18 protein-coding genes, 1 tRNA gene, 1 other RNA gene and 1 pseudogene are annotated in these 21029 nt (G+C 66.8%); 11 read left to right on the forward strand and 10 right to left on the reverse strand.

The window, feature by feature from the left end:
* The first annotated feature begins 76 nt into the window (after positions 1–76).
* On the forward strand, positions 77–1909 hold the full coding sequence (leuA, locus tag G154_RS07390) for a 2-isopropylmalate synthase (RefSeq protein ID WP_019513633.1): 1833 nt from the start codon (positions 77–79) through the stop codon (positions 1907–1909).
* Here the strand turns inward: leuA and G154_RS07395 are convergent.
* A complete protein-coding gene (locus tag G154_RS07395) occupies positions 1891–2880 on the reverse strand; it encodes a DEDDh family exonuclease (RefSeq protein ID WP_023986403.1) in 990 nt (329 codons plus the stop codon). The genes leuA and G154_RS07395 overlap by 19 nt on opposite strands.
* A gap of 73 nt (positions 2881–2953) precedes the next feature.
* On the opposite strand from G154_RS07395, the gene G154_RS07400 reads away from it, so the two are divergent.
* Positions 2954–4210, forward strand: a complete 1257-nt coding sequence (locus G154_RS07400; protein ID WP_045546568.1) for a Mur ligase family protein — start codon at positions 2954–2956, stop codon at positions 4208–4210.
* Positions 4207–4911 (forward strand): type 1 glutamine amidotransferase, encoded by a 705-nt coding sequence (locus G154_RS07405; protein WP_019513636.1) that lies wholly within the window; start codon positions 4207–4209, stop codon positions 4909–4911. Before G154_RS07400 ends, G154_RS07405 begins: the two co-directional genes overlap by 4 nt.
* A 3-nt stretch (positions 4912–4914) precedes the next feature.
* Here the strand turns inward: G154_RS07405 and recR are convergent, their stop codons facing one another.
* Positions 4915–5526 carry a recombination mediator RecR gene (gene recR, locus G154_RS07410; RefSeq protein ID WP_019513637.1) on the reverse strand — a complete coding sequence of 204 codons (612 nt, stop codon included), beginning with the start codon at positions 5524–5526 and terminating at the stop codon, positions 4915–4917.
* Positions 5527–5570: 44 nt separating this feature from the next.
* Positions 5571–5873: pseudogene (locus tag G154_RS07415) on the reverse strand (YbaB/EbfC family nucleoid-associated protein); the annotation flags it as partial.
* Between the two features lie 141 nt (positions 5874–6014).
* Between G154_RS07415 and G154_RS07420 the strand changes: the two are divergent.
* Entirely contained in the window at positions 6015–6749 is a 735-nt protein-coding gene (locus G154_RS07420; RefSeq protein ID WP_019513639.1) for an Rv3717 family N-acetylmuramoyl-L-alanine amidase, read from the forward strand.
* Here the strand turns inward: G154_RS07420 and G154_RS07425 are convergent.
* Positions 6746–7183, reverse strand: a complete 438-nt coding sequence (locus G154_RS07425) for an SRPBCC family protein (protein WP_019513640.1) — start codon at positions 7181–7183, stop codon at positions 6746–6748. The two genes, G154_RS07420 and G154_RS07425, sit on opposite strands and share 4 nt — an antisense overlap.
* 70 nt (positions 7184–7253) lie before the next feature.
* Here G154_RS07425 and G154_RS07430 point away from each other — a divergent pair, with 70 nt between their 5' ends.
* Positions 7254–8624, forward strand: coding sequence for an FAD-binding oxidoreductase (locus G154_RS07430; protein WP_023986406.1), 1371 nt, complete (start codon positions 7254–7256; stop codon positions 8622–8624).
* Positions 8621–9928 (forward strand): class I SAM-dependent methyltransferase, encoded by a 1308-nt coding sequence (locus tag G154_RS07435; RefSeq protein WP_019513642.1) that lies wholly within the window; start codon positions 8621–8623, stop codon positions 9926–9928. The genes G154_RS07430 and G154_RS07435 overlap by 4 nt, the downstream gene beginning before the upstream one ends.
* A 12-nt stretch (positions 9929–9940) precedes the next feature.
* Here the strand turns inward: G154_RS07435 and G154_RS07440 are convergent, their stop codons facing one another.
* From G154_RS07440 to ffs, 3 genes are all read right to left on the reverse strand, one after another.
* Complete coding sequence (locus G154_RS07440; protein WP_019513643.1) at positions 9941–11887, reverse strand: DNA polymerase III subunits gamma/tau; 1947 nt, start codon at positions 11885–11887, stop codon at positions 9941–9943.
* A gap of 28 nt (positions 11888–11915) precedes the next feature.
* The gene (locus G154_RS07445; protein ID WP_019513644.1) at positions 11916–13202 is read right to left on the reverse strand and encodes an aminotransferase class I/II-fold pyridoxal phosphate-dependent enzyme; all 1287 of its coding nucleotides are present in this window, start codon (positions 13200–13202) and stop codon (positions 11916–11918) included.
* A 58-nt stretch (positions 13203–13260) separates the two neighbouring features.
* Positions 13261–13355, reverse strand: an RNA gene (gene ffs / locus G154_RS25875) — signal recognition particle sRNA small type.
* Between the two features lie 81 nt (positions 13356–13436).
* On the opposite strand from ffs, the gene G154_RS07450 reads away from it, so the two are divergent.
* The 4 genes from G154_RS07450 (at position 13437) to G154_RS07465 (ending at position 16414) form a co-directional block, all read left to right on the forward strand.
* Positions 13437–13522, forward strand: a tRNA-Ser gene (locus G154_RS07450).
* Positions 13523–13606: 84 nt separating this feature from the next.
* Entirely contained in the window at positions 13607–14359 is a 753-nt protein-coding gene (locus tag G154_RS07455) for a hypothetical protein (protein ID WP_019513645.1), read from the forward strand.
* A gap of 79 nt (positions 14360–14438) precedes the next feature.
* The gene (locus G154_RS07460) at positions 14439–15461 is read left to right on the forward strand and encodes a S1C family serine protease (protein ID WP_023986407.1); all 1023 of its coding nucleotides are present in this window, start codon (positions 14439–14441) and stop codon (positions 15459–15461) included.
* A 689-nt stretch (positions 15462–16150) separates the two neighbouring features.
* Positions 16151–16414 carry a hypothetical protein gene (locus tag G154_RS07465; RefSeq protein ID WP_131701329.1) on the forward strand — a complete coding sequence of 88 codons (264 nt, stop codon included), beginning with the start codon at positions 16151–16153 and terminating at the stop codon, positions 16412–16414.
* Here G154_RS07465 and ligD read toward each other — a convergent pair.
* From ligD to G154_RS07480, 3 genes are all read right to left on the reverse strand, one after another.
* A complete protein-coding gene (ligD, locus tag G154_RS07470; protein WP_023986408.1) occupies positions 16411–17463 on the reverse strand; it encodes a non-homologous end-joining DNA ligase in 1053 nt (350 codons plus the stop codon). The two genes, G154_RS07465 and ligD, sit on opposite strands and share 4 nt — an antisense overlap.
* A complete protein-coding gene (locus G154_RS07475; RefSeq protein WP_023986409.1) occupies positions 17463–18515 on the reverse strand; it encodes an ATP-dependent DNA ligase in 1053 nt (350 codons plus the stop codon). The genes ligD and G154_RS07475 overlap by 1 nt, the downstream gene beginning before the upstream one ends.
* Positions 18516–18589: 74 nt before the next feature.
* A complete protein-coding gene (locus tag G154_RS07480; RefSeq protein ID WP_023986410.1) occupies positions 18590–19744 on the reverse strand; it encodes an acyl-CoA dehydrogenase family protein in 1155 nt (384 codons plus the stop codon).
* Between the two features lie 58 nt (positions 19745–19802).
* Here G154_RS07480 and G154_RS07485 point away from each other — a divergent pair, with 58 nt between their 5' ends.
* Positions 19803–20867, forward strand: coding sequence for a low specificity L-threonine aldolase (locus tag G154_RS07485; protein ID WP_023986411.1), 1065 nt, complete (start codon positions 19803–19805; stop codon positions 20865–20867).
* Positions 20868–21029 lie beyond the last annotated feature (162 nt).

Raw genomic sequence — 21029 nt, forward strand, 5'->3', positions numbered from 1 at the left:
TCCAGACTGGCTTCCCGTCGCGGGTTTTCGCGATGCGCCGGTCTGATAGCAACCACAAGACCCCGGAGCCACCACAATGACCAGCTTCAGCAAGTCCTCAGTAGATTCCCCCGACGCCTTCTCGTCGGTGCGCACCATCAACACCCCCGCGGGCGCCCCCAACCCCGGCCAGCCGGCCTGGAACACCCAGCGCGGCTCGTCCATGCCGGTGAACCGGTACCGATCCTTCGCCGAAGAGGTCGAGCCGATCCGCCTGACCGACCGGACCTGGCCGGACAAGGTCATCGACACCGCTCCGTCCTGGTGTGCGGTGGATCTGCGTGACGGAAACCAGGCACTGATCGATCCGATGAGCCCGGCCCGCAAACGCCGGATGTTCGACCTGCTGGTGCGCATGGGTTACAAGGAGATCGAGGTCGGTTTCCCGTCGGCCAGTCAGACCGATTTCGACTTCGTGCGCGAGATCATCGAGCAGGGTGCCATTCCCGAAGATGTCACCATCCAGGTGCTGACACAGTGCCGGCCGGAACTGATCACCCGTACCTTCGAGGCGTGCTCCGGCGCGCCGAAGGTGATCGTGCACTTCTACAACTCGACCTCGATCCTGCAGCGCCGCGTGGTGTTCCGCGCCGACCGTGACGCGGTCAAGGCGATCGCCACCGACGGCGCGCGGATGTGCGTCGAGGAGGCCAAGAAGTACTCGGACACCCAGTGGCGCTTCGAGTATTCGCCGGAGTCCTACACCGGCACCGAGCTGGAGTACGCCGTCGACGTCTGCAATGCCGTTGCCGAGATCGTCAAGCCCACACCCGATGTACCGCTGATCATCAACCTGCCCGCCACCGTCGAGATGGCGACCCCCAACGTGTACGCCGATTCGATCGAGTGGATGAACCGGCACCTGACCCCGCGCGACTCCATCATCCTGAGCCTGCACCCACACAATGACCGCGGAACCGCCGTTGCGGCAGCCGAATTGGGTTACCAGGCCGGGGCGGACCGGATCGAGGGGTGCCTGTTCGGCAACGGCGAGCGCACCGGCAACGTCTGCCTGGTGACGCTGGGCCTGAACATGTTCAGCCGCGGCGTGGATCCGCAGATCGACTTCTCCAACATCGACGAGATCCGCCGCACGGTCGAGTACTGCAACCAGCTGCCGGTGCACGAGCGTCACCCCTACGGTGGCGATCTGGTGTACACAGCGTTCTCCGGCAGCCACCAGGACGCCATCAACAAGGGCCTGGACGCGATGAAAGTGTCTGCCGACGAACAGGATTCGGATGTCGACGATATCCTGTGGCAGGTTCCGTACCTGCCGATCGACCCCAAGGACGTCGGGCGCACCTACGAGGCCGTGATCCGGGTCAACTCACAGTCCGGCAAGGGCGGCGTCGCCTACATCATGAAGGCCGACCACGGGCTGGCGCTGCCGCGACGACTGCAGATCGAATTCAGCCAGGCCATCCAGCAGATCACCGACGGCGAAGGCGGCGAGGTCTCGCCCAAGGAGATCTGGGACGCGTTCTCACAGGAGTACCTGCAGCCGATCGTTCCGCTGGAACGCATCCGACAGAAGGTGGACGCCGCCGAGGTCGACGGCGGCACCGACACCATCACCGCGGTCGTGAAGGTCAACGGTGAGGAACGCGAGATCGTCGGTGCCGGCAACGGACCGCTGGCGGCGTTCGTGGACGCCGTGGGCGCCATCGGGTTCAACGTCAACGTGTTGGATTACTCCGAGCATGCGATGTCCTCCGGCGAGGAGGCCCAAGCCGCCGCCTATGTCGAGGCATCCATCGACGGCCGCACGGTATGGGGTGTCGGTATCGCCACCTCGATCACGACCGCGTCGCTGCGGGCGGTGGTCTCAGCGGTGAACCGGGCAGCGCGTCAGAACAACGCGAACTGATCGCCGTCGGCGGTGGCATCGACGAACGGCTCGACATCGGTGCCGCCGGCGACACGGTCGATCATCGCCATGAACTCGGCATCGCCGACCAACGGAATGCCCAGATCGGCCGCCTGGAAGCCCTTACCCTGCTCCGGCTCCGTGGCGTTGCAGACCACCAGCGACGTCTGCTGATCGACGTTCTCGGCGTACGCCAGCCCCGCATCGAGGATCCGCTCGATGACTTCTTCGTGGGTGCGGGTCATCTCGGCGGACAACGCCACGCGCATGCCCTGCACCAGCGGACGGCCGGCGACATAGGGGCCCGGATTCTGGAAGGCGCAGGGCAGCCTGGCGGCAAGCACCTTCAGCGGGCGCAGCTCATCGTGGGTGACCCGGCCGTTGGGCCAGATCCGTCGGCTCACGGGGCGGATCGGCAGCCATGAGCGTCGTTCGCGCGCCTGCACCAGCGCCGGTTTGAGGATCTGGGCGAGGACCAGGGCGTCATCGAGGGCGTCGTGCGGGCGCAACTGGGTGGCACCCCAATGCCTCGCCAACGTTTCCAACCGCAGATTCTCGGTGCCAAGATTCAGCCTGCGGGCCAATTCGACGGTGCACATCACCGTGTCGGTGGGCAGCTGCGCCCCGACCAATTCGGCCTCGGCAGCCAGGAAGGCGTAGTCGAAGGCCACGTTGTGCGCGACCATCGTGCGTCCGTGCAGGACCTCCATCAGCTGCGGGACGATATCGGCGAAGGTCGGTTGCCCCGCCAACATGTCGGAGGTCAGACCGTGCACATGGGTGGGGCCGGGATCGACCCCGGGATTGAGCAGCGAGGACATGCTGTGCTCGACGCTGCCGTCGTCACCGACTGCCAGCGCGGCGACGCTGACCACCCGAGCCTGGCCCGGCCGGAAACCCGTCGTCTCGACATCCACGACGGCCCATCCGGCGCCCGCGTCGGCCGCCGGCCGGCCCCAGCACTGGCTCATGACCCCAGGGTTGCACGGTGGTCCGACAACACCGGATCGCACTGCCGCGTGTCGGGCACCTAAAATCCGCTTCATGGTCTCGACCGGCGAGCAGGAGCGCAGCCACCGGGCAATCAGCCCCAGGGGTCGGTTGGCGCTGGGCGCCGGTGCGGCCGCCCGCTGGGCATCGCGGGTGACCGGCCGCGGCGCGGGCGCCATGATCGGCGGCCTGGTCGCCATGTCGATCGACAAGTCCATCCTCGGCCAACTCGGCGCAGGACGCCGGACCGTCGTCGTGACCGGCACGAACGGCAAGTCCACCACCACCAGGATGACCGCCGCGGCACTGGCCACCATGGGCCCGGTGGCCACCAACGCCGAGGGCGCCAACATGGACGCCGGACTCGTCGCCGCGCTGGCCGGTACCCGCAAGGCGGAACTGGCCGCCTTGGAAGTCGACGAGATGCACGTCCCGCACGTGAGTGATGCGGTGCACCCCGCGGTGATCGTCCTGCTGAACCTGTCGCGGGACCAGCTGGATCGGGTCGGTGAAATCAATCACATCGAGCGAACACTGAGATCCGGGCTGGCCCGGCATCCCGATGCGGTCGTCATCGCCAATTGCGACGACGTGCTGATGACCTCGGCCGCCTACGACTGTCCCCATGTGGTGTGGGTTGCCGCCGGCGGATCATGGGCCGGCGATTCGGTGAGTTGCCCGCGCAGCGGCGAGATCATCGTCCGCGACGGCAACCACTGGTATTCCACCGGAACGGATTTCACGCGGCCCACGCCGCAATGGTTCTTCGATGACGCCGAAATCCATGGCCCCCAAGGCTTCACCGCGCCGATGGCCTTGGCCCTTCCCGGCGCCGCCAACCGCGGCAACGCCACCCAGGCCGTCGCGGCGGCGGTCGCACTGGGCGCCGACCCGGCCGCCGCCGTCACCGCCGTCGCCGCGGTGGACGAGGTCGCCGGACGCTACCGCACCGTGCGGATCGGCAACCACACCGCGCGGCTGCTGCTGGCCAAGAACCCAGCCGGCTGGCAGGAGGCACTGTCCATGATCGACAAAGATGCTGCGGGAGTTGTCATTTCGGTCAACGGACAGGTACCCGACGGTGAGGACCTTTCCTGGTTGTGGGATGTGCGATTCGAGCATTTCGAGCAGACGCAGGTGGTGGCGGCCGGCGAACGCGGCACGGATCTGGCGGTGCGACTCGGGTACGCCGGCGTCGAGCACACGCTGGTGCACGATACGGTGGCGGCCATCGAATCCTGTCCCCCCGGACATGTCGAGGTGATCGCGAACTACACCGCTTTCCTGCAGCTGAACCGGCGGGTGTCATGATCCGGATCGGCCTGGTACTCCCGGATGTGATGGGTACCTACGGCGACAGCGGTAACGCCGTGGTGCTGCGTCGGCGCCTGGCGATGCGCGGCATCGACGCCGAGATCATCGAGATCACGCTGGCCGACCCGGTGCCCGACTCGCTGGACATCTACACCCTCGGCGGCGCCGAGGACTATGCCCAGCGGCTGGCCACCAAGCACCTGATCCGCTATCCGGGACTGCAGCGCGCCGCCGTGCGGGGCGCGCCGGTACTGGCGATCTGCGCGGCCATCCAGGTGCTCGGGCACTGGTATGAGACCTCGGCGGGCGAACGTGTCGACGGTGTCGGCCTGCTCGACGTGACGACCTCGCCACAGGAGGCCCGCACCATCGGCGAGGTCTCGTCGACACCGCTGATACCGGGACTGAACCAACCGCTGACCGGTTTCGAAAACCACCGCGGCGGAACGGTTCTCGGCACCGATGCCGAGCCGCTGGCCGCGGTGACCAAGGGGGCGGGAAACCGCGCCGGTGACGGGTACGACGGTGCCGTGCAGGGCAGTGTCGTCGCGACCTACCTGCACGGACCGTGCCTTGCGCGCAATCCGGAACTGGCTGATCATCTGCTGTCCCAGGTGGTCGGCGAGCTGCCACCGCTGCAGCTGCCGGAGGTCGATCTGCTGCGCAAGGAACGGCTGGCCGCCCCGCGCCGCGTCTGAGCGTCAGACCATCGCGCGGCGACCGGCGAGCGCACGACCCAGCGTCAGCTCGTCGGCAAACTCCAGATCCCCACCCATCGGCAGACCCGAGGCGATCCGGCTGACCGTCAGGCCGGGGATATCGCGCAGCATGCGCATGAGATAGGTGGCCGTGGCCTCCCCCTCGGTGTTGGGATCCGTGGCGATGATCACCTCGGCGACATCGACTCCGTCGACCCGCTCACCGATGCGGTTGAGCAGTTCTCGGATGCGCAGCTGGTCCGGCCCGACTCCTGACAGCGGATCCAATGCGCCACCCAGCACGTGATAGCGGCCGCGGAACTCGCGGGTGCGCTCGACGGCCTGGATGTCCTTGGGCTCCTCGACCACGCACACCAGCGACGCGTCGCGGCGCGGGTCGTTACAGATGCGGCAGCGCTCGGCATCGGAGACGTTGCCGCACACCGCGCAGAAGGTCACACCGTCACGGATACGGCCGAGCACCGCGGTCAGCCGGTCGATATCGGGTGGTTCGACCGACAGCAGATGGAATGCGATGCGCTGCGCACTCTTGGGACCGATTCCCGGCAGCTTGCCGAGCTCGTCGATCAGGTCCTGAACAGGTCCCTCAAACATGGCGGTACAAGTTACGTTCCGGGGATCCCGAAGCCGCCCAGCCCGCCGGCGAGCGGACCGAGCCGGGTCTGGGCCAGGATCGTGACCTGCTTGGACGCATCGGCGAGCGCACCGACGATGAGATCCTGAAGCGTCTCCGGATCGGCGGGGTCGATGACCTTCGGGTCGATCGCGACGCCGATCACCTCGCCGCTGCCCTTCATCGTGACCTGCACCAGGCCGCCGCCGCCCTGGCCGTGCACCTCGGCATTGGCCAGCGCCTCCTGCGCCTCCATCAACTGCTGCTGCACCTGCTGAGCCTGTGCGAGCAGTGCCGACATATCGGGCTGACCACCACCGGGTTGCATCGGGGATCCCTTCTCGAAGCTGGCACTGCGGGTTGATTGCGGCTCGGTCTCGACTTCGTTGCGCTACGAGCCCAAGGCGATTTGCCCCTCAACACTAGCCGCCACCGCGACTACCGTGGCGGCGTGCACGTCCCCAAGAGCATGCGTGTCGGTGCCCTGGCAGCCACGCTCGTCTTCGCCGTCGCGTCCGGCGCTGCCCCGACCGCCGTGGCCGCCCCGAACAGCATCGCCGGCAAGATCGTCTTCCTCGACCCCGGCCACAACGGCGCCAACGACGCCTCGATCAGTCGGCAGGTCCCCAACGGACGCGGTGGGACCAAGGACTGCCAGGCCAGCGGCACGACCAGCGACTCTGGTTATCCCGAGCACACCTTCAACTGGGACGTGACCCTGCGCGTCCGGGCGATCCTGAACGCCAACGGCGTGCGCACCGCGATGTCCCGCGGCAATGACGACGCCCTCGGTCCGTGCATCGACGAGCGCGCCGCGATGGCCAACGCCCTGCGCCCCGACGCGGTGGTCAGCGTGCACGCCGACGGCGGACCCGCGACCGGACGCGGATTCCACGTGCTCTACTCCTCACCGCCGCTGAACACCGTGCAGGCGGGCCCGTCGGTCCAATTCGCGACGATCATGCGTGACCAACTGCAGGGTTCCGGCATCCCGCCGTCGAACTACATCGGTTCCGGCGGACTGAACCCGAGGTCGGATATCGCCGGGCTGAACCTGGCCCAGTTCCCATCGATCCTGGTCGAGCTCGGCAACATGAAGAATCCCGCGGACTCGGCGCTGATGGAGTCCGAGGCCGGCCGCCAGAAGCTCGCCGAAGCCGTGGCCCGCGGGATCGCGACCTGGCTGGCCAACAAGCCCAGTTAGGCCTCGAGCTCCTTCTTCAGGTTCTCCAGCACCTCGGCCTGGATCTTGCGCAGACCCAGCGGGGCGAAGGTCTTCTCGAAGAATCCCTTGATGCCCCCGGCCCCGTTCCACGAGGTCTTGACGGTGACCGTCGACCCGGTGCCCGCCGGCGCTACCGTCCAATTGGTGATCAACGACGAGTTGGCGTCCTTCTCGATGACGGTCTTGCCTGCCACATCGATGCTGGCCTTCACATCGCGCGAACGCGACTCGGTGGCCTGCAGCTTCCAGGTCACCACCGTGCCCGCGCCCTGACCGCCCTGCAGCACCGCGTAATTGCTGTAGTGCGAGGAGAGAATCTTCGGCCGCACCGTCTGGTAATCGGCAACCGCGGCGAGCACAGCGTCCGGCTCGGCGTTGATCAACACAGTGCTGGAGGCGCTGACCTGTCCCATGAGTGCAAAACTCCCGTCATCACGTAGCTGTCCGGTCGCAAGGTCCGCGACCGAGGACTAGCGTATATGTGTGTCTGTCGGTGCGGAGGACGCACAAGCTGTGCACGAGGCGGGCGTCCGGCGACTTCTGGCGAGTTACCACGCCATCCCCGCGACAGCGACTGTGCGGCTGAGCAAACCCACGTCCAACTTGTTCCGGACGCGGGAGACCTCGACTGCCCCAGGACTGGACGTCTCCGGCCTCACCGGTGTCATCGCCGTGGACCCACAGGCGCGCACCGCCGATGTGTCGGGCATGTGCACCTACGAGGAAGTGGTCGCGGCGACACTGCCCCACGGCTTGTCCCCGCTGGTGGTCCCCCAGCTCAAGACCATCACCCTCGGTGGCGCGGTCACGGGACTGGGTATCGAGTCGGCATCCTTCCGCAACGGGTTGCCGCATGAGTCCGTCCTCGAGCTCGACATCCTCACCGGTGCAGGGGAGATCGTGACCGCACGCCGCGACCAGCACCCCGATCTGTTCCATGCTTTCCCCAACTCCTATGGCACGCTGGGTTACTCGGTGAGGCTGAAGATCGAACTGGAGCCTGTGCACCCGTTCGTCTCGTTACGTCACCTGCGTTTCGACTCGCTGACCGAGCTGGTCTCGACGATGGAACGCATCATCGACACCCGCGATTACGACGGCACCGCCGTGGACTACCTGGACGGGGTGGTGTTCAGCGCGGCAGAAAGCTATCTGTGTCTGGGGACGCGGACCCGCATGCCCGGCCCGGTCAGCGATTACACCGGTCGCGACATCTACTACCGGTCCATTCAGAACATCGATCACGACCGGCTGACCATCGCCGATTACCTGTGGCGTTGGGATACCGACTGGTTCTGGTGCTCACGGGCTTTCGGTGCCCAGCATCCGTTGATCAGAAGGCTGTGGCCGCGGCGCTACCGGCGCAGCAGCTTCTACTGGAAGCTGATCGGATACGACCAGCGCTTCCACATCGCCGACCGCATCGAGAAACATCACGGCCGCCCGCCCCGGGAGCGGGTGGTGCAGGACGTCGAGGTACCCGTCGAACAGTGCGTGCCGTTCCTGGACTGGTTCCTCGACAACGTGCCGATCGAACCGATCTGGTTGTGCCCGCTGCAACTACGCGCCGACGAGCATTGGCCGCTGTACCCGCTGCGTCCGCAGCACACCTACGTCAACATCGGGTTCTGGTCGTCCGTACCGGCCGGACCAATACCGGGATTCACCAACCGGCGCATCGAGGAGAAGGTCGCCGAACTCTACGGACACAAATCGCTGTACTCGGAATCGTTCTTCAGCCCAGAGGAATTCGACCAACTCTACGGTGGAGAGGCGTATCGGACCGTGAAGAAGACCTACGACCCGCAGTCCCGATTGCTCGACCTGTACGCGAAAGCGGTGCAACGACGATGACCACCTACAAGGACCATGCCCCCGATCAGAGCCGGCTCAGCCTGGCCGAGATCCTGGAGATCTTCGCGGCGGGACCGTTGCCGTTGAAATTCACCGCCTACGACGGCAGCTCCACCGGCCCCGATGACGCCGCCGTCGGACTGGACCTGCGACGACCGCGCGGTACGACATACCTGGCCACCGCCCCCGGTGAGCTCGGTCTGGCCCGCGCCTATGTCGCCGGCGATATCGAGCCGGTTGGCGTGCACCCCGGCGATCCGTACGAGCTGTTGCGCGCTCTGGCCGCCGCGTCGGCGTTCAAGCGCCCACCCGCGCGGGTGCTGGCCAACATCATCGCCTCGATCGGGGTGGAACACCTTCTGCCGGTGGCGCCACCGCCCCAGGAGGCGTTGCCCCGTTGGCGCCGCATCGCGGAAGGGTTACGGCACAGCAGGTCTCGTGATGCGGACGCGATCCATCACCACTATGACGTGTCCAATGCGTTCTACGAGTACGTGCTCGGCCCGTCGATGACCTACACCTGTGCGTGTTACCCCGACGAGTCGGCGACGCTGGAGCAGGCCCAGGACAACAAGTATCGGTTGGTGTTCGAGAAGCTTCGGCTGCGCCCCGGCGATCGCCTGCTCGACGTGGGTTGCGGTTGGGGCGGCATGGTCCGATATGCCGCGCGGCACGGTGTGCGCGCTCTCGGCGTGACACTGTCGGCCCAGCAGGCCGAATGGGCCCAGCGCGCCATCACCGCCGAGGGGCTCTCCGACCTCGCCGAGGTGCGCCACCAGGATTATCGCGATATCACCGAATCAGGTTTCGACGCGGTGTCTTCCATCGGGCTGACCGAGCACATCGGGGTGGCGAACTATCCGGCATACTTCGCCTTCCTGCAGGCCCGGCTGCGCAGCGGCGGCTTGTTGCTCAACCATTGCATCACCCGGCCCGACAATCGGGCCGGCGCCTCGGCCGGCTTCTTCATCGACCGTTATGTCTTTCCCGACGGGGAGCTGACGGGTTCCGGCCGCATCATCACCGAGGCACAGAATGTCGGGCTGGAGGTCATCCACGAGGAGAATCTGCGCCACCACTACGCGATGACGCTGCGGGATTGGTGCCGCAACCTGGTCGAGCACTGGGATGAGGCGGTCGCGGAGGTCGGCCTGCCCACCGCGCGGGTGTGGGGGCTCTACATGGCGGGATCTCGTCTGGGTTTCGAATCCAATGTCGTTCAGCTACATCAGGTTCTGGCCGTCAAGACCGACGATCACGGCGACGACGGCGGTCTGCCGCTACGCCCGTGGTGGACGGCCTGACCCGTACCCGGTCTAGCCCTTCTCGATCCGACGCGCCCCGAGTTCGTTCTGCAGCAGCTCGATGGCCACTTCCTCGGGGTCACGCCGAACGACCTCGGAGGTGTCGGCGCTCGCCTCGGCAAGCATCCGCTCCTCCTCGGCGGCCGGGTCCGGCCGCGCGGCGGGTTCGGTGTCGGAGGGCACCGGCTCGCCGGTGTCGGGCACACACCGGATCTGCCAGTTGACTCCCAGCGCATCCTTGAGGGCCTCGCGGATGACCTCGACGTTGCGCTGCTCGTTGAGCCGTTTGGCCAGCGGCGGGGCCCGATGGCTCAACACCAGGGTGTCGCCGTCGACCGCGCGGACGATCGCGTCGGCGAGCATCGCGTTGACCGGCTTGCTGCGGGCATTGACCTTCTCGCGCACCGTATCCCACAACGCTCGAACAGCAGCGGCATCGGGTTCTCCGACCGCGGCAGCGGCCGGTGTCGGCACCGGGGCAGGCGGTTGCGGGGTCGGTTCGGGAACCGGGGCCGGCTGCGGCCTCGGCGGGGTCGGGGCGGGCGGCGGTGTCGGTGCGGGCACCGGCTCCGGTCGCGGTTCGGGTTCGGGAACAGGCATGGGGGCCGGCTCGGGAACGGGCACAGGTGCCGGTTCCGGGATGGGCGCGGGTCGCGGTGGCGGGACGGAGACCTGCTCTGCCTGCGCATCAGACTTGGACTCGGCCTCGGCCTGCGCCTGGGCGCGGCTGGCACGCACGAACTGGCGCGCCGGCGCGGGTGGTGTTTCGGCGGGTCCGGCATTCGGCAGCGCACCAGGTATGGCCATGTCGAGCCGTGTCTCGATGCGCTCGATACGTTGCAGCAGAGCCGATTCGGTGTCATGGGCCGACGGGAGCAGCAACCGTGCGCAGACCACCTCCAACAGCAGCCGGGGCGCGGTGGCGCCGCGCATCTCACCCAGTCCCGCGTGCACGACCTCCGCATAACGGGCGAGGGTCGCCGCACCCAACCGGGTGGCCTGATCGCGCATCCGCTCAAGGACACCATCCGGTGCGTCCACCACACCACGGTCGGCGGCATCCGGAACCGCTTGCATCACAATGAGGTCGCGGAACCGCTCCAGCAGGTCGGTGGCGAAACGGCGCGGATCATGACCGGCGTCGATCACCGATTCGACGGCGCCGAACAGCGCAGCGGCATCGCCTGCGGCCAACGCGTCCACCGCCTCGTCGATCAGGGCGACGTCGGTTGCGCCCAGCAGGGACAACGCCCGCTGGTACACCACCCGGTTTCCCTCAGCCCCGGCGACCAGTTGGTCGAGCACCGAGAGACTGTCGCGCGGTGAACCACCGCCGGCGCGGATCACCAAGGGGTAGACGGCGTCATCGACCGTCACGCCCTCGTCGGCGCAGATCCGTTCCAGCAGCCCGCGCATGGTCTTGGGGGCCAACAAGCGGAACGGGTAATGGTGGGTCCGCGACCGGATGGTCGGCAGAACCTTTTCCGGCTCGGTGGTGGCGAAGACGAAGATCAGATGATCCGGTGGCTCCTCGACGATCTTGAGCAGCGCGTTGAACCCGGCCGTGGTGACCATGTGCGCCTCGTCGACGATGAAGATGCGGTACCGCGACTGGGCGGGCGCGTAGAACGCCCGGTCCCGCAGTTCCCGGGTGTCGTCGACACCGCCGTGGCTGGCGGCGTCCAGCTCGACCACGTCGACATTGCCCGGACCGTTCGGGGCCAGCGCGACGCAGGAATCACACACCCCGCACGGCGTCGGCGTCGGGCCCTGCTCACAGTTCAGTGAGCGCGCCAGGATACGGGCAGAGGACGTCTTACCGCAGCCGCGCGGGCCGGAGAACAGGTAGGCGTGATTGATCCGGCCTGCCGAGAGCGCCGTCGACAACGGGTCGGTGACATGCTCCTGGCCGACCACCTCGGCGAAGCTTGCGGGTCGGTACTTGCGGTAGAGCGCCACGGTCGCCCAGGTTACCCAGCGCGGCCGACTAGTCGCGCGCCAGCAGCGCTTCGGTGGCCGACAGCAGCGCGCAGGTCGACAGACCGTCGATCGCCGAACGCAGGTCGGACTCCGAGGGGAAGCTCGGCGCGATACGAATGTTCTTGTCCTCGGGGTCTTTTCCGTACGGGAACGCCGCGCCGGCGGCGGTGACGGCGATGCCGGCATCCTTGGCCAGCGAGATGGTCCGCTTGGCGGTCCCCGGGAGCACGTCGAGGCTGACGAAATAACCACCCTTGGGGTCGGTCCAGCTCGCGATCTTCGACTCCCCGAGCCGGTCTTCGAGGATCTCGGCGACCAGCGCGAACTTCGGCGCCAGCAGCTCGCGGTGCTTCTGCATGTGCGCCCGGGCACCGTCGGCGTCACCGAAGAAGCGCAGATGGCGCAGCTGGTTGACCTTGTCAGGACCGATCGACTTCTTCGCGGCGTGCTGCAGGTACCAGGTGATGGTGGCATCGGAGCCACCGAAGAAGCTCACCCCGGCACCGGCGAAGGTCATCTTCGACGTGGAGGCGAACACCAGCGGTCGGTTCTCGTTGCCGGCCTCGGCCGCCAGTCCGAGCACGTCGACCTGCTCGACGAACTCGTTAGTGATGGTGTGCACGGCGTAGGCGTTGTCCCAGAACAGCCGGAAGTCCGGGGCAGCCGTCGGCATCTGCACGAGCCGGCGCACCACCTCAGGTGAGTAGGTGGTGCCGGTCGGGTTCGAGTAGACCGGCACGCACCACATGCCCTTCACGGCGGGATCGTGGGCGACGAGTTCCTCGATCAGGTCGACGTCGGGTCCGTCCTCGCGCAGCGGAACCGGGATCATCTCGACGCCGTAGCTCTCGGTGATGGCGAAGTGCCGGTCATATCCCGGGGCCGGGCAGAGGAACTTGACGCCTGGCTCCTGAGACCACGGCCGGGGCGAATCCACACCCCCGCGCAGCAGGGAGAACACGACCGCGTCGTGCATGAACTCCAGGCTCGCGTTGTTCCCCGCGATCAGGTTGGACGCCGGGATACCGAGCAGCTCGCCGAAGATGGCACGCAGTTCCGGCAACCCGTGCAACCCGCCGTAGTTGCGGGTGTCGGTGCCTTCGCCGTCCCGGTAGGCGTCGCGGCCGTTACCTGGCAACTCCAGCAGCCTGTTGGCCAGGTCGAGCTGCTCCGGCGACGGTTTGCCGCGCGTGAGATCGAGCTTCAGGCCTTGGGCCTTGAGCTCCGCATAGTTGCGCTGCTGCAGCTCGTGCTGCGCAGACAGTTCGTCACGGCCGAGGGACTCGTACGACACTGAGGGCCTTTCAACAACGGGCGCTATCAACCAAGCCGTGAACATGTGCTGGTCAAACATAAGGGGACCCCGCGCACCCGCCAGAGCCCATTGACCCTTGCTGCCTTCCGGCCCTGGGGGAGTTCACAGGATGGACGCCGCGCGGGGTCCGAGTGACGAGTGTAGTACCCCGTGCAGATCGACAAGACCGGTGGCTGGTCGGAGGTCGCCCGGCGGTCGGCTACCATGGCCGACGGAGGATTCGCCTAGTGGCCTATGGCGCTCGCCTGGAACGCGGGTTGGGTTAATAGCCCTCAGGGGTTCAAATCCCCTATCCTCCGCCGTTGGTCCGGGGCGTGATCGAGAACATCGCGGTCACGCCCCGGGACCACAAACATCGTCCAGGGGGACGTCTAGGGAGGAATATGCGGCGCGGTATCGCATCGCTGTGGCACGCGTCGTCGCTGGTGATCGCCGGCGCTCTCTATTTTCTCTTCGTTCTGCCCCGCTGGTTCGAACTGACCGGTGAGTGGCCTGCGACGCTGGGCACCGTCATGCGCATCGTGTGCGGCGTGCTGGTGATTCTCACTGCGCTGCCGGTGCTACTGAAGCTGCAGCGGACCCGTAAACCCGAACTCGGCACCCCGACCCTGGCCCTGCAGTTGCGGGTGTGGTCGATCGTCGGGCATGTGGCGGCAGGTCTGTTGATCCTCGGCGCGGCCATCAGCGAGATCTGGCTGGACCTGGACAACGTCGGCCAATGGTTGTTCGGCATCTACGGTGCAGCGGCGGCCCTCGCATTGCTCGGTGCATTCGCGTTCTACCTGGCCTTCGTCGCCGAACTCCCGCCGCCGCCGCCGAAACCGCTGGCACCCAAGCCCGCGAAGCGTGGTCGCGGCCGCAAGACGGACGCTGTCGAGGAGACCGTGGCGGCCGGGCCCGAGGCCGACGGTGCCGAAACCGACAGTGCCGAAACCGACGGCGCCGAAACCGACGCTGAGCCCGACGAGGCCGGATCCGAGGAGATCAAGCCCGACGAGACCGACGCCGACACCACCGAACCGGAGGCGACCGAGCCGGGTGCAACCGATGAGCCGGCGGGCAAGCTACGCAACCGCCGACCCACCGGTAAGACCCGCCGGACCCGCACCCGAGGCGGCGTCGCGACCGAGGACTGACGGGCTCTGCGCCTACTGACGTCGACAGTTCGCGCTGGTGCAGTCAGTATTGAGCTAGAACCTTCAGGATGGGCGGCATATGGGCATAGTCCACGTAACACGTTGGATCACGGCGTCGGCGGTTGCCTTGTCGCTTTCCCTGCTGATCGCCCCGGGTCCTGCCGGCGCGGAACCGCTTGACGTCGCTTCGGCAGCCGACCGGGTCGAACCCTCGGTGGTCCGCATCGACACCATCGTCGACTACCAGCACATCCTGGGCACCGGTACCGGCATAGTCCTCGACCCCGGCGGCCAGGTTCTCACCAACTATCACGTAGTCCAAGGCGCCGATGTGATCAGTGCGGTGGTCGGCGGCGGCAGCTATGGTGCCGACATCCTGGGCTATGACCGCGGCCGCGATATCGCCGTCCTTCAGCTGCGCGGTGCCGGCGGCTTACCGGCGGCACCGGTGGGAGATTCCGCGCGTCTCGCCGTCGGTGAACCCGTGGTGGCGATCGGCAACGCGCAAGGCAGCGCCAATCCGCTGACGCGTGAGTTCGGCTCCATCTCCGCCCTGGGTCGCACGATCAGCGCCGAGGACGAGCTGTCCGGCACTGCGACCGAGATGACCGGCCTGTTCGAGTTCGCCGCCCCGGTGCGCGCGGGTGACTCCGGCGGACCCGTGGTGAACGGCGCCGGCGAGATCGTCGGCGTGACCACCGCGGCGTCGGTCAACTTCCGGATGGGCCCCGGAGGCGAGGGTTACGCCATCCCGATCAACGACGCGATGAGCATCGCCAATCAGATCCGGTCCGGGACACCGTCCGACACCGTGCACATCGGTCCGCCCACCCTGCTCGGGGTCGGCGTCAGCAGTGCCGAACAACACGAGGCGTTCCCCGGTGTCCTCGTCCATGATGTGATGCCCGGCGGGCCCGCCGCGGGCGCAGGATTGGCCAACGGGGACGTGATCCTGACCATCGACGGCGTGCGTATCGAATCAGCCGCCGATCTGACCAGTGTCCTCGACCGGCACTACCCGGGCGACGTCCTGGATCTCACCTGGGTCGACCGGGCCGGCCAACACCGGCTCGGCAAGGCCGCCCTGCTGTCAGGCGTCTGACCTCGTCGGGTCCGATCCGAGCCGCGACACGCGGCAAACGGATGTCCCATCTGGAAATCCACCAATCTTTCCTGCCGGTTGAGCGGGCACCGCGTCGCCGTTGCTGGCAACGCACCGGCGACGACAGGTGAGTTGCGCAACATCGGCCGTACAAGGTGTCGGCGCACACAGCAAACGTCCGGTGCACGCGGCCCCTCACCCTGTTCCGAGGCAAGGCCGTGGCAGGCACACGAGGTACGGCCCTCCGCGTGCCACCTGCGCCGGGGACGCGATCCCGTCCCGCACCGCCGACGGCCCGTGCAACGCCGCACCCAAAAAGGGATGTGAACAGCAGTTATAGACGTCGACGGCGTTGCCGCGGCCGATTCGGAACGGTCGGCGGCGTTCGGGCGGCGTCCGTTCGCACGGCCGGCACCCGGATACGCATCGACGGACGCGCGCCGACACCGCGCGGATCGCCGGCGCGGACTCGGGAGAGGCTCGGAATTCATCGGCCGACGAGGCGTGCCCTGGCAACGAACTGCGAGGTTGCTGGAGCCCTTTTAGGCTCTTTGACCTGGCAAATGTCGGCAAACACAGGAACTGCACAGGGCTTCCGCCAAGATCAGTCGGGCGTTACATTTAGCTGAACATCGCCGGCCAGGATTGTGGTCGGCACGATCCGCTTCGCCGGTGAGAGGGGAGACACCGTGGTCGAAACGGCAGTCGTCGCGTACTTGATCGGATGGGTGATCAGTACCGCCATCATCTTCATGGCAAGCCGGCGACTCAACGACCCCGCCAATCCCGTTCCGCATGGGCTGCTCCTCAGCGCCGTGGCGGGCACCATGTGGCCCCTGCTCCTGCTCGGTGCGGCCGAGTTCAGCTCGGTAGCGGTCGCCTCCAGCGCCGCCTCGCACCTCAAGCCCGAGACCCAAGAACTCGTCGGCGCCGGAGTCGTCCCGCTCCGTTAGTCGGTGATGCGGTTCCCGTCGGCATCCCAATGCTCGGCGACCTTCTTGCTCGGCTGCACACGCGGCGGTTCGCCCGGCATCTTCGGGTAGCTGGGCGGGTAGGGCAAGTCGCCGAGGCCCCGCTCCTGTTCGTCAGCGGAGACCATCTCCAACAACCCCTCCAGCGAATGCGCGGTGTCGTCGATACCGGCCCACGGATCGTCGCGCCTGGCAACGATGTCGGGCACCGTCGCGATGGTGTAGTCGTCGGGATCGGCGTCGGCGAGATCGTCCCAACTCAGCGGCATCGAGACCGTCGCGATCGGCGTTTTGCGCAGTGAGTATGCCGACGCGAAGGTCCGATCCCTGGCGTTCTGGTTGTAGTCGATGAACAACCGCTCGCCGCGTTCCTCCTTCCACCAACTCGTGGTCACCGCGTCGGGGGCGCGGCGTTCGACCTCGCGGGCCAGCGCTATGCCTGCCCGGCGCACCGCGATGAAGTCCCAGTCCGGCCGGATGCGCACGAACACGTGTACACCGCGACCACCGGACGTCTTGGGGTATCCGACCAGCCCCAGCGAATCCAGCACCGGTTTGAGCACGTCCACGGCGATCTCGCGGGCCTGCGCGAAACCGGTACCGGGCTGGGGGTCCAGGTCGATGCGCAATTCGTCGGGGTGCTCGGTATCGGGGCACCGCACCTGCCACGGGTGCAGGGTGATGGTCCCCATCTGGGCCGCCCACGCGATCGCCGACGGGTGGGTGATCTTCAACGCGTCCGCCGTTCGCCCGGAGGGAAAGGTGACCGTGCACGTCTGGAGATAGTCGGGGTGTTTCTGCGGCACCCGTTTCTGGTAGATCTCCTCGCCTTCGATCCCGTCGGGAAACCGTTGCAGGTGCACCGGGCGGTCGCGCAGCAGGGCCACCATCGGCTCGGCGACCGCCAAGTAGTAGTCGACGACCTTGCCCTTCGCACCCTCGGCACCCAGCGCGGGAAAGTAGATCTTGTCGGGATTGGTGAGCCGAACCGCGACTCCATCGACATCGAGTTCTGTCGCCGGACGTGCCATCATCGGGTCTCCAATACGTCGCGCAGGTCGTAGTTCATCGGGACGTCGAGCTGATCGAAGGTACAGCTGGACGGCTCGCGGTCGGGACGCCAGCGCACGAACTTCACGGCATGCCGGAATCGGCGCTCGCCGGTGTTGCCCTCCATCTGGTCGTAGGCCACCTCGCACACCTTTTCCGGGCGCACCGGGATCCAGCGCTTGTCGGCCGCCGAGTTCCATCGGCTCGGTTCACCGTCGCGGACGTCGTCACCTATGCGCAGCGGCTCAAGGTCTGCCAACAGCGACAACCGCGCCTTGGCGGTGAAGGACGCGGCCCCACCGACCATCTGGAGGTCACCGTCACCGCGATAGAGACCCAGCAGGATGGATCCGATTCCTTCACCGCTCTTGTGGACGCGGTATCCGATGGCCACGCAGTCAGCGTCGCGATGATGCTTGACCTTAACCATCTCCCGTTTCCCCGGCAGATACGGCCCCTCAAGTCGTTTGGCGATCACCCCATCCAAACCGGCGCCCTCGAACTCTCGCAACCACTGCGACCCGAGTCCGGCATCCTCGGTGGTGCGGGTGACGTGGCACCAGTCCCGCTCGTCGACCGCGTCGATCAGCGCTTCCCGACGCACCCGAAACGATTCGTTCATCAGTGATCTATCGCCGAGGGCGAGCGCATCGAAGCCGATGAAATGGGCCGGGGTCTCCTTCGACAGCTTGGTGATGCGGCTCTCGGCGGGATGGATGCGCTGGCTGAGCGACTCCCAATCCAACCGGGTCAGTCCTGCGATGTCGCGGGGCACCACGATCTCACCGTCGAGCACGCACCGCGGGGTGATCTCCGCGCGCACGGCGTCGACGACCTCCGGGAAGTACCGGCCCAGATCCTTGCCGCTGCGCGACAGCAGCACCACGGAATCACCGTCACGGAAAACGAGCGATCGGAAACCGTCCCACTTGGGCTCATAGGACCACGTTCCCGGGTCGGTGGGCACTGCGCTCTGAGCCTTCGCCAGCATCGGCTCCAGCGGCGGCATGACCGGTAGATCCACAACATTCATGTTCACCTAGACCCGGGTACCCCGACAATCTCATCGCAGCACCGATCAGAACAACACGTTGTGATCGATGCGGCTCACATGCTCAGTCCACCGCGCCTGACAAGTTGCTTTGCGATGACACCCTTCTGGATCTCGTTGGTGCCCTCCCCCACGATCATCAGCGGGGCATCCCGCAAGTAGCGCTCCACGTCGTATTCGGTCGAGTACCCGTAACCACCGTGTATTCGCACAGCGTCCAGAGCGATCTGCATGGCCGCCTCCGAGCAGAACAGCTTCGCCATGCCGGCCTCCATATCGACCCGTTCTCCCGAGTCGAATTTCTCTGCCGCCGACAGCAACAGCGCCCGCGCCGCGGCCAGTTTGGTCCCCATCTCGGCGAGCATGTTGCCGACGGCCTGATGCTCCCATATCGGTTTACCGAAGCTTTCCCGGTCCTGGGCGTAACGCAGGGCATCGTCGAAAGCCGCCCGTGCGACACCGGTCGCCCGTGCCGCCACCTGAAGTCGGCCCACCTCAAGGCCTTTCATCATCTGCGCGAAGCCCTCACCTTCATCCGCGCCCAACAGCGCGGTGCCGGGCACACGCGCATCGGCGAAATTCAGCTCGCACGCCTCGACACCCTTGTAGCCGAGCTTGGGTAGGTCTTTGGAGATCGTGAATCCTGGCACCTTCTCCACCAGCAGGATGGACACGCCCCTGTGCGCCGGGTCGGCATCCGGGTCCGTCTTGCAGAGCAGCGCGATCAGATCCGAGCGCCGCGCATTCGAGATCCACGTCTTGGATCCATTGATCAGATAGTCCTCGCCGTCGCGCCGGGCCACCGTGCGCATGGCTTGCAAGTCCGAGCCGCCACCGGGCTCGGTGAGCGCCATCGTGGCCCGCAGCTCACCGGTGGCCATCCGGGGCAGATACAGCTGCTTCTGTTCCTCGGTGCCGAACAGGAGAATCAGTTTGGACACCACGGTGTGGCCGCCCATCGCACCGGCCAGGCTCATCCAGCCCCGCGCCAGTTCCTCGGCCACCCGCACATAGCAGGGCATGGACACCGCGCCGAACCCGTAAGGCTCCGGGATGGCAAGCCCGAAGATGCCGATCTCCTTCATCGTCTCGATGAGGTCCTCGGGGTAGGCATTGGCGTGCTCCAGTTCACGAGCCACCGGCCTGACCTGCTTGTCGACGAACTCTCGGACGGTGTCGACGATCGCCTCTTCTTCAGCCGAGAGCACCATGGAAGCAATGTATCGGCTGCGCGGCGGGCCGACCGCGACCGCTGGGAGGATGGAGCCCGTGCCCATCACCACACTTCACGATCCCGGTCGACGCGGTTTCGCCAGCGACAACTATGCGGGCGTACATCCCGAGGTCATCGCAGCGATCACCGCGGCCAACGGCGGACACGAGATCGCCTACGGCCAGGACGCCTACACGGCCCGGCTGCAGGAGGTCATCCGCACCCACTTCGGTGCAGCCGCCGAGACCTTCCCCGTGTTCAACGGAACCGGCGCCAATGTGGTGGCGTTGACCGGCCTGCTGCCGCGCTGGGGTGCCGTGATCACAGCACATACCGCCCACATCAACACCGACGAGGGCGGCGCCCCGGAACGCGTGATGGGCCACAAGCTTCTGACGGTGCCCACCCCGGACGGCAAGTTGACCCCCGACCTGATAGCCCGGGAGGCTTACGGCTGGGGCGACGAGCACCGGGCCCAGCCCCTGGCCGTCAGCATCACCCAGTCCACCGAGATGGGCACGCTGTACACCCCGGACGAGGTGCGCGCCATCGCCGATTTCGCCCACTCCCACGGGATGTCGGTGCATGCGGACGGGGCGCGGCTGTGGAATGCTGCCGCCGCCCTCGACGTCCCTTTCCGGGAGTTCACCACCGATGCCGGCGTCGACGTGGTCAGCCTGGGTGGTACCAAGAACGGGCTCTTGGCCGCCGAGGCAGTGGTGGTGCTGGCCCCCGACCGCGTCTCTGGGTTGGTGTACCTGCGCAAGCTGACGATGCAGCTGTCGAGCAAGATGCGCTTCGCCTCGGCACAGCTGCTGAGCCTGTTCGATGACGATCTGGGCCTGCGCAGCGCACGGCACGCCAATGCGATGGCAGCCCGACTGCGGACCGCCCTGGAGGCCGACCCACCGCCCGGACTCACCTTCACCCAGGCCACCGAGGCCAACGCGATCTTCGCCACGATCCCGAACGACGCCGCCGACCGCATTCGCGACCGGGTGCGTTTCTACGACTGGGACCGGGCCCGCGGCGAGGTGCGCTGGATGACCGCCTGGGACAACACCACCGATGATGTCGACAACTTTGTCGACATCATCCGTGCGGAGTTGCGGCGGGGCTAGGTTCCGCCGCCAGGACGCGGCTTCTCTGTTCAGTTGTCAAGGTGCGCTGGGGCTTCGGGTTATGCGGCCGCGGGTAGGTCGGTCATGGTGCGCCGGGTGTGGGAGCGCAGGTGTGCCGGCTCGGGTGCTTCTGGTGTGTGGGGTGGGATGAACCAGGGGTGG

It is taken from the genome of Mycobacterium sp. VKM Ac-1816D (assembly GCF_000416385.1).
GTDB classification, from domain to species: Bacteria; Actinomycetota; Actinomycetes; order Mycobacteriales; family Mycobacteriaceae; genus Mycobacterium; species Mycobacterium neoaurum_A.

Coding starts and splice junctions, on each gene's coding strand:
- leuA (WP_019513633.1), top strand. CDS start 77: ATGACCAGCTTCAGCAAGTCCTCAGTAGATTCCCCCGACGCCTTCTCG.
- G154_RS07395 (WP_023986403.1), bottom strand. CDS start 2,880: ATGAGCCAGTGCTGGGGCCGGCCGGCGGCCGACGCGGGCGCCGGATGG.
- G154_RS07400 (WP_045546568.1), top strand. CDS start 2,954: ATGGTCTCGACCGGCGAGCAGGAGCGCAGCCACCGGGCAATCAGCCCC.
- G154_RS07405 (WP_019513636.1), top strand. CDS start 4,207: ATGATCCGGATCGGCCTGGTACTCCCGGATGTGATGGGTACCTACGGC.
- recR (WP_019513637.1), bottom strand. CDS start 5,526: ATGTTTGAGGGACCTGTTCAGGACCTGATCGACGAGCTCGGCAAGCTG.
- G154_RS07420 (WP_019513639.1), top strand. CDS start 6,015: ATGCGTGTCGGTGCCCTGGCAGCCACGCTCGTCTTCGCCGTCGCGTCC.
- G154_RS07425 (WP_019513640.1), bottom strand. CDS start 7,183: ATGGGACAGGTCAGCGCCTCCAGCACTGTGTTGATCAACGCCGAGCCG.
- G154_RS07435 (WP_019513642.1), top strand. CDS start 8,621: ATGACCACCTACAAGGACCATGCCCCCGATCAGAGCCGGCTCAGCCTG.
- G154_RS07455 (WP_019513645.1), top strand. CDS start 13,607: ATGCGGCGCGGTATCGCATCGCTGTGGCACGCGTCGTCGCTGGTGATC.
- G154_RS07460 (WP_023986407.1), top strand. CDS start 14,439: ATGGGCATAGTCCACGTAACACGTTGGATCACGGCGTCGGCGGTTGCC.
- ligD (WP_023986408.1), bottom strand. CDS start 17,463: ATGGCACGTCCGGCGACAGAACTCGATGTCGATGGAGTCGCGGTTCGG.
- G154_RS07475 (WP_023986409.1), bottom strand. CDS start 18,515: ATGAATGTTGTGGATCTACCGGTCATGCCGCCGCTGGAGCCGATGCTG.
- G154_RS07480 (WP_023986410.1), bottom strand. CDS start 19,744: ATGGTGCTCTCGGCTGAAGAAGAGGCGATCGTCGACACCGTCCGAGAG.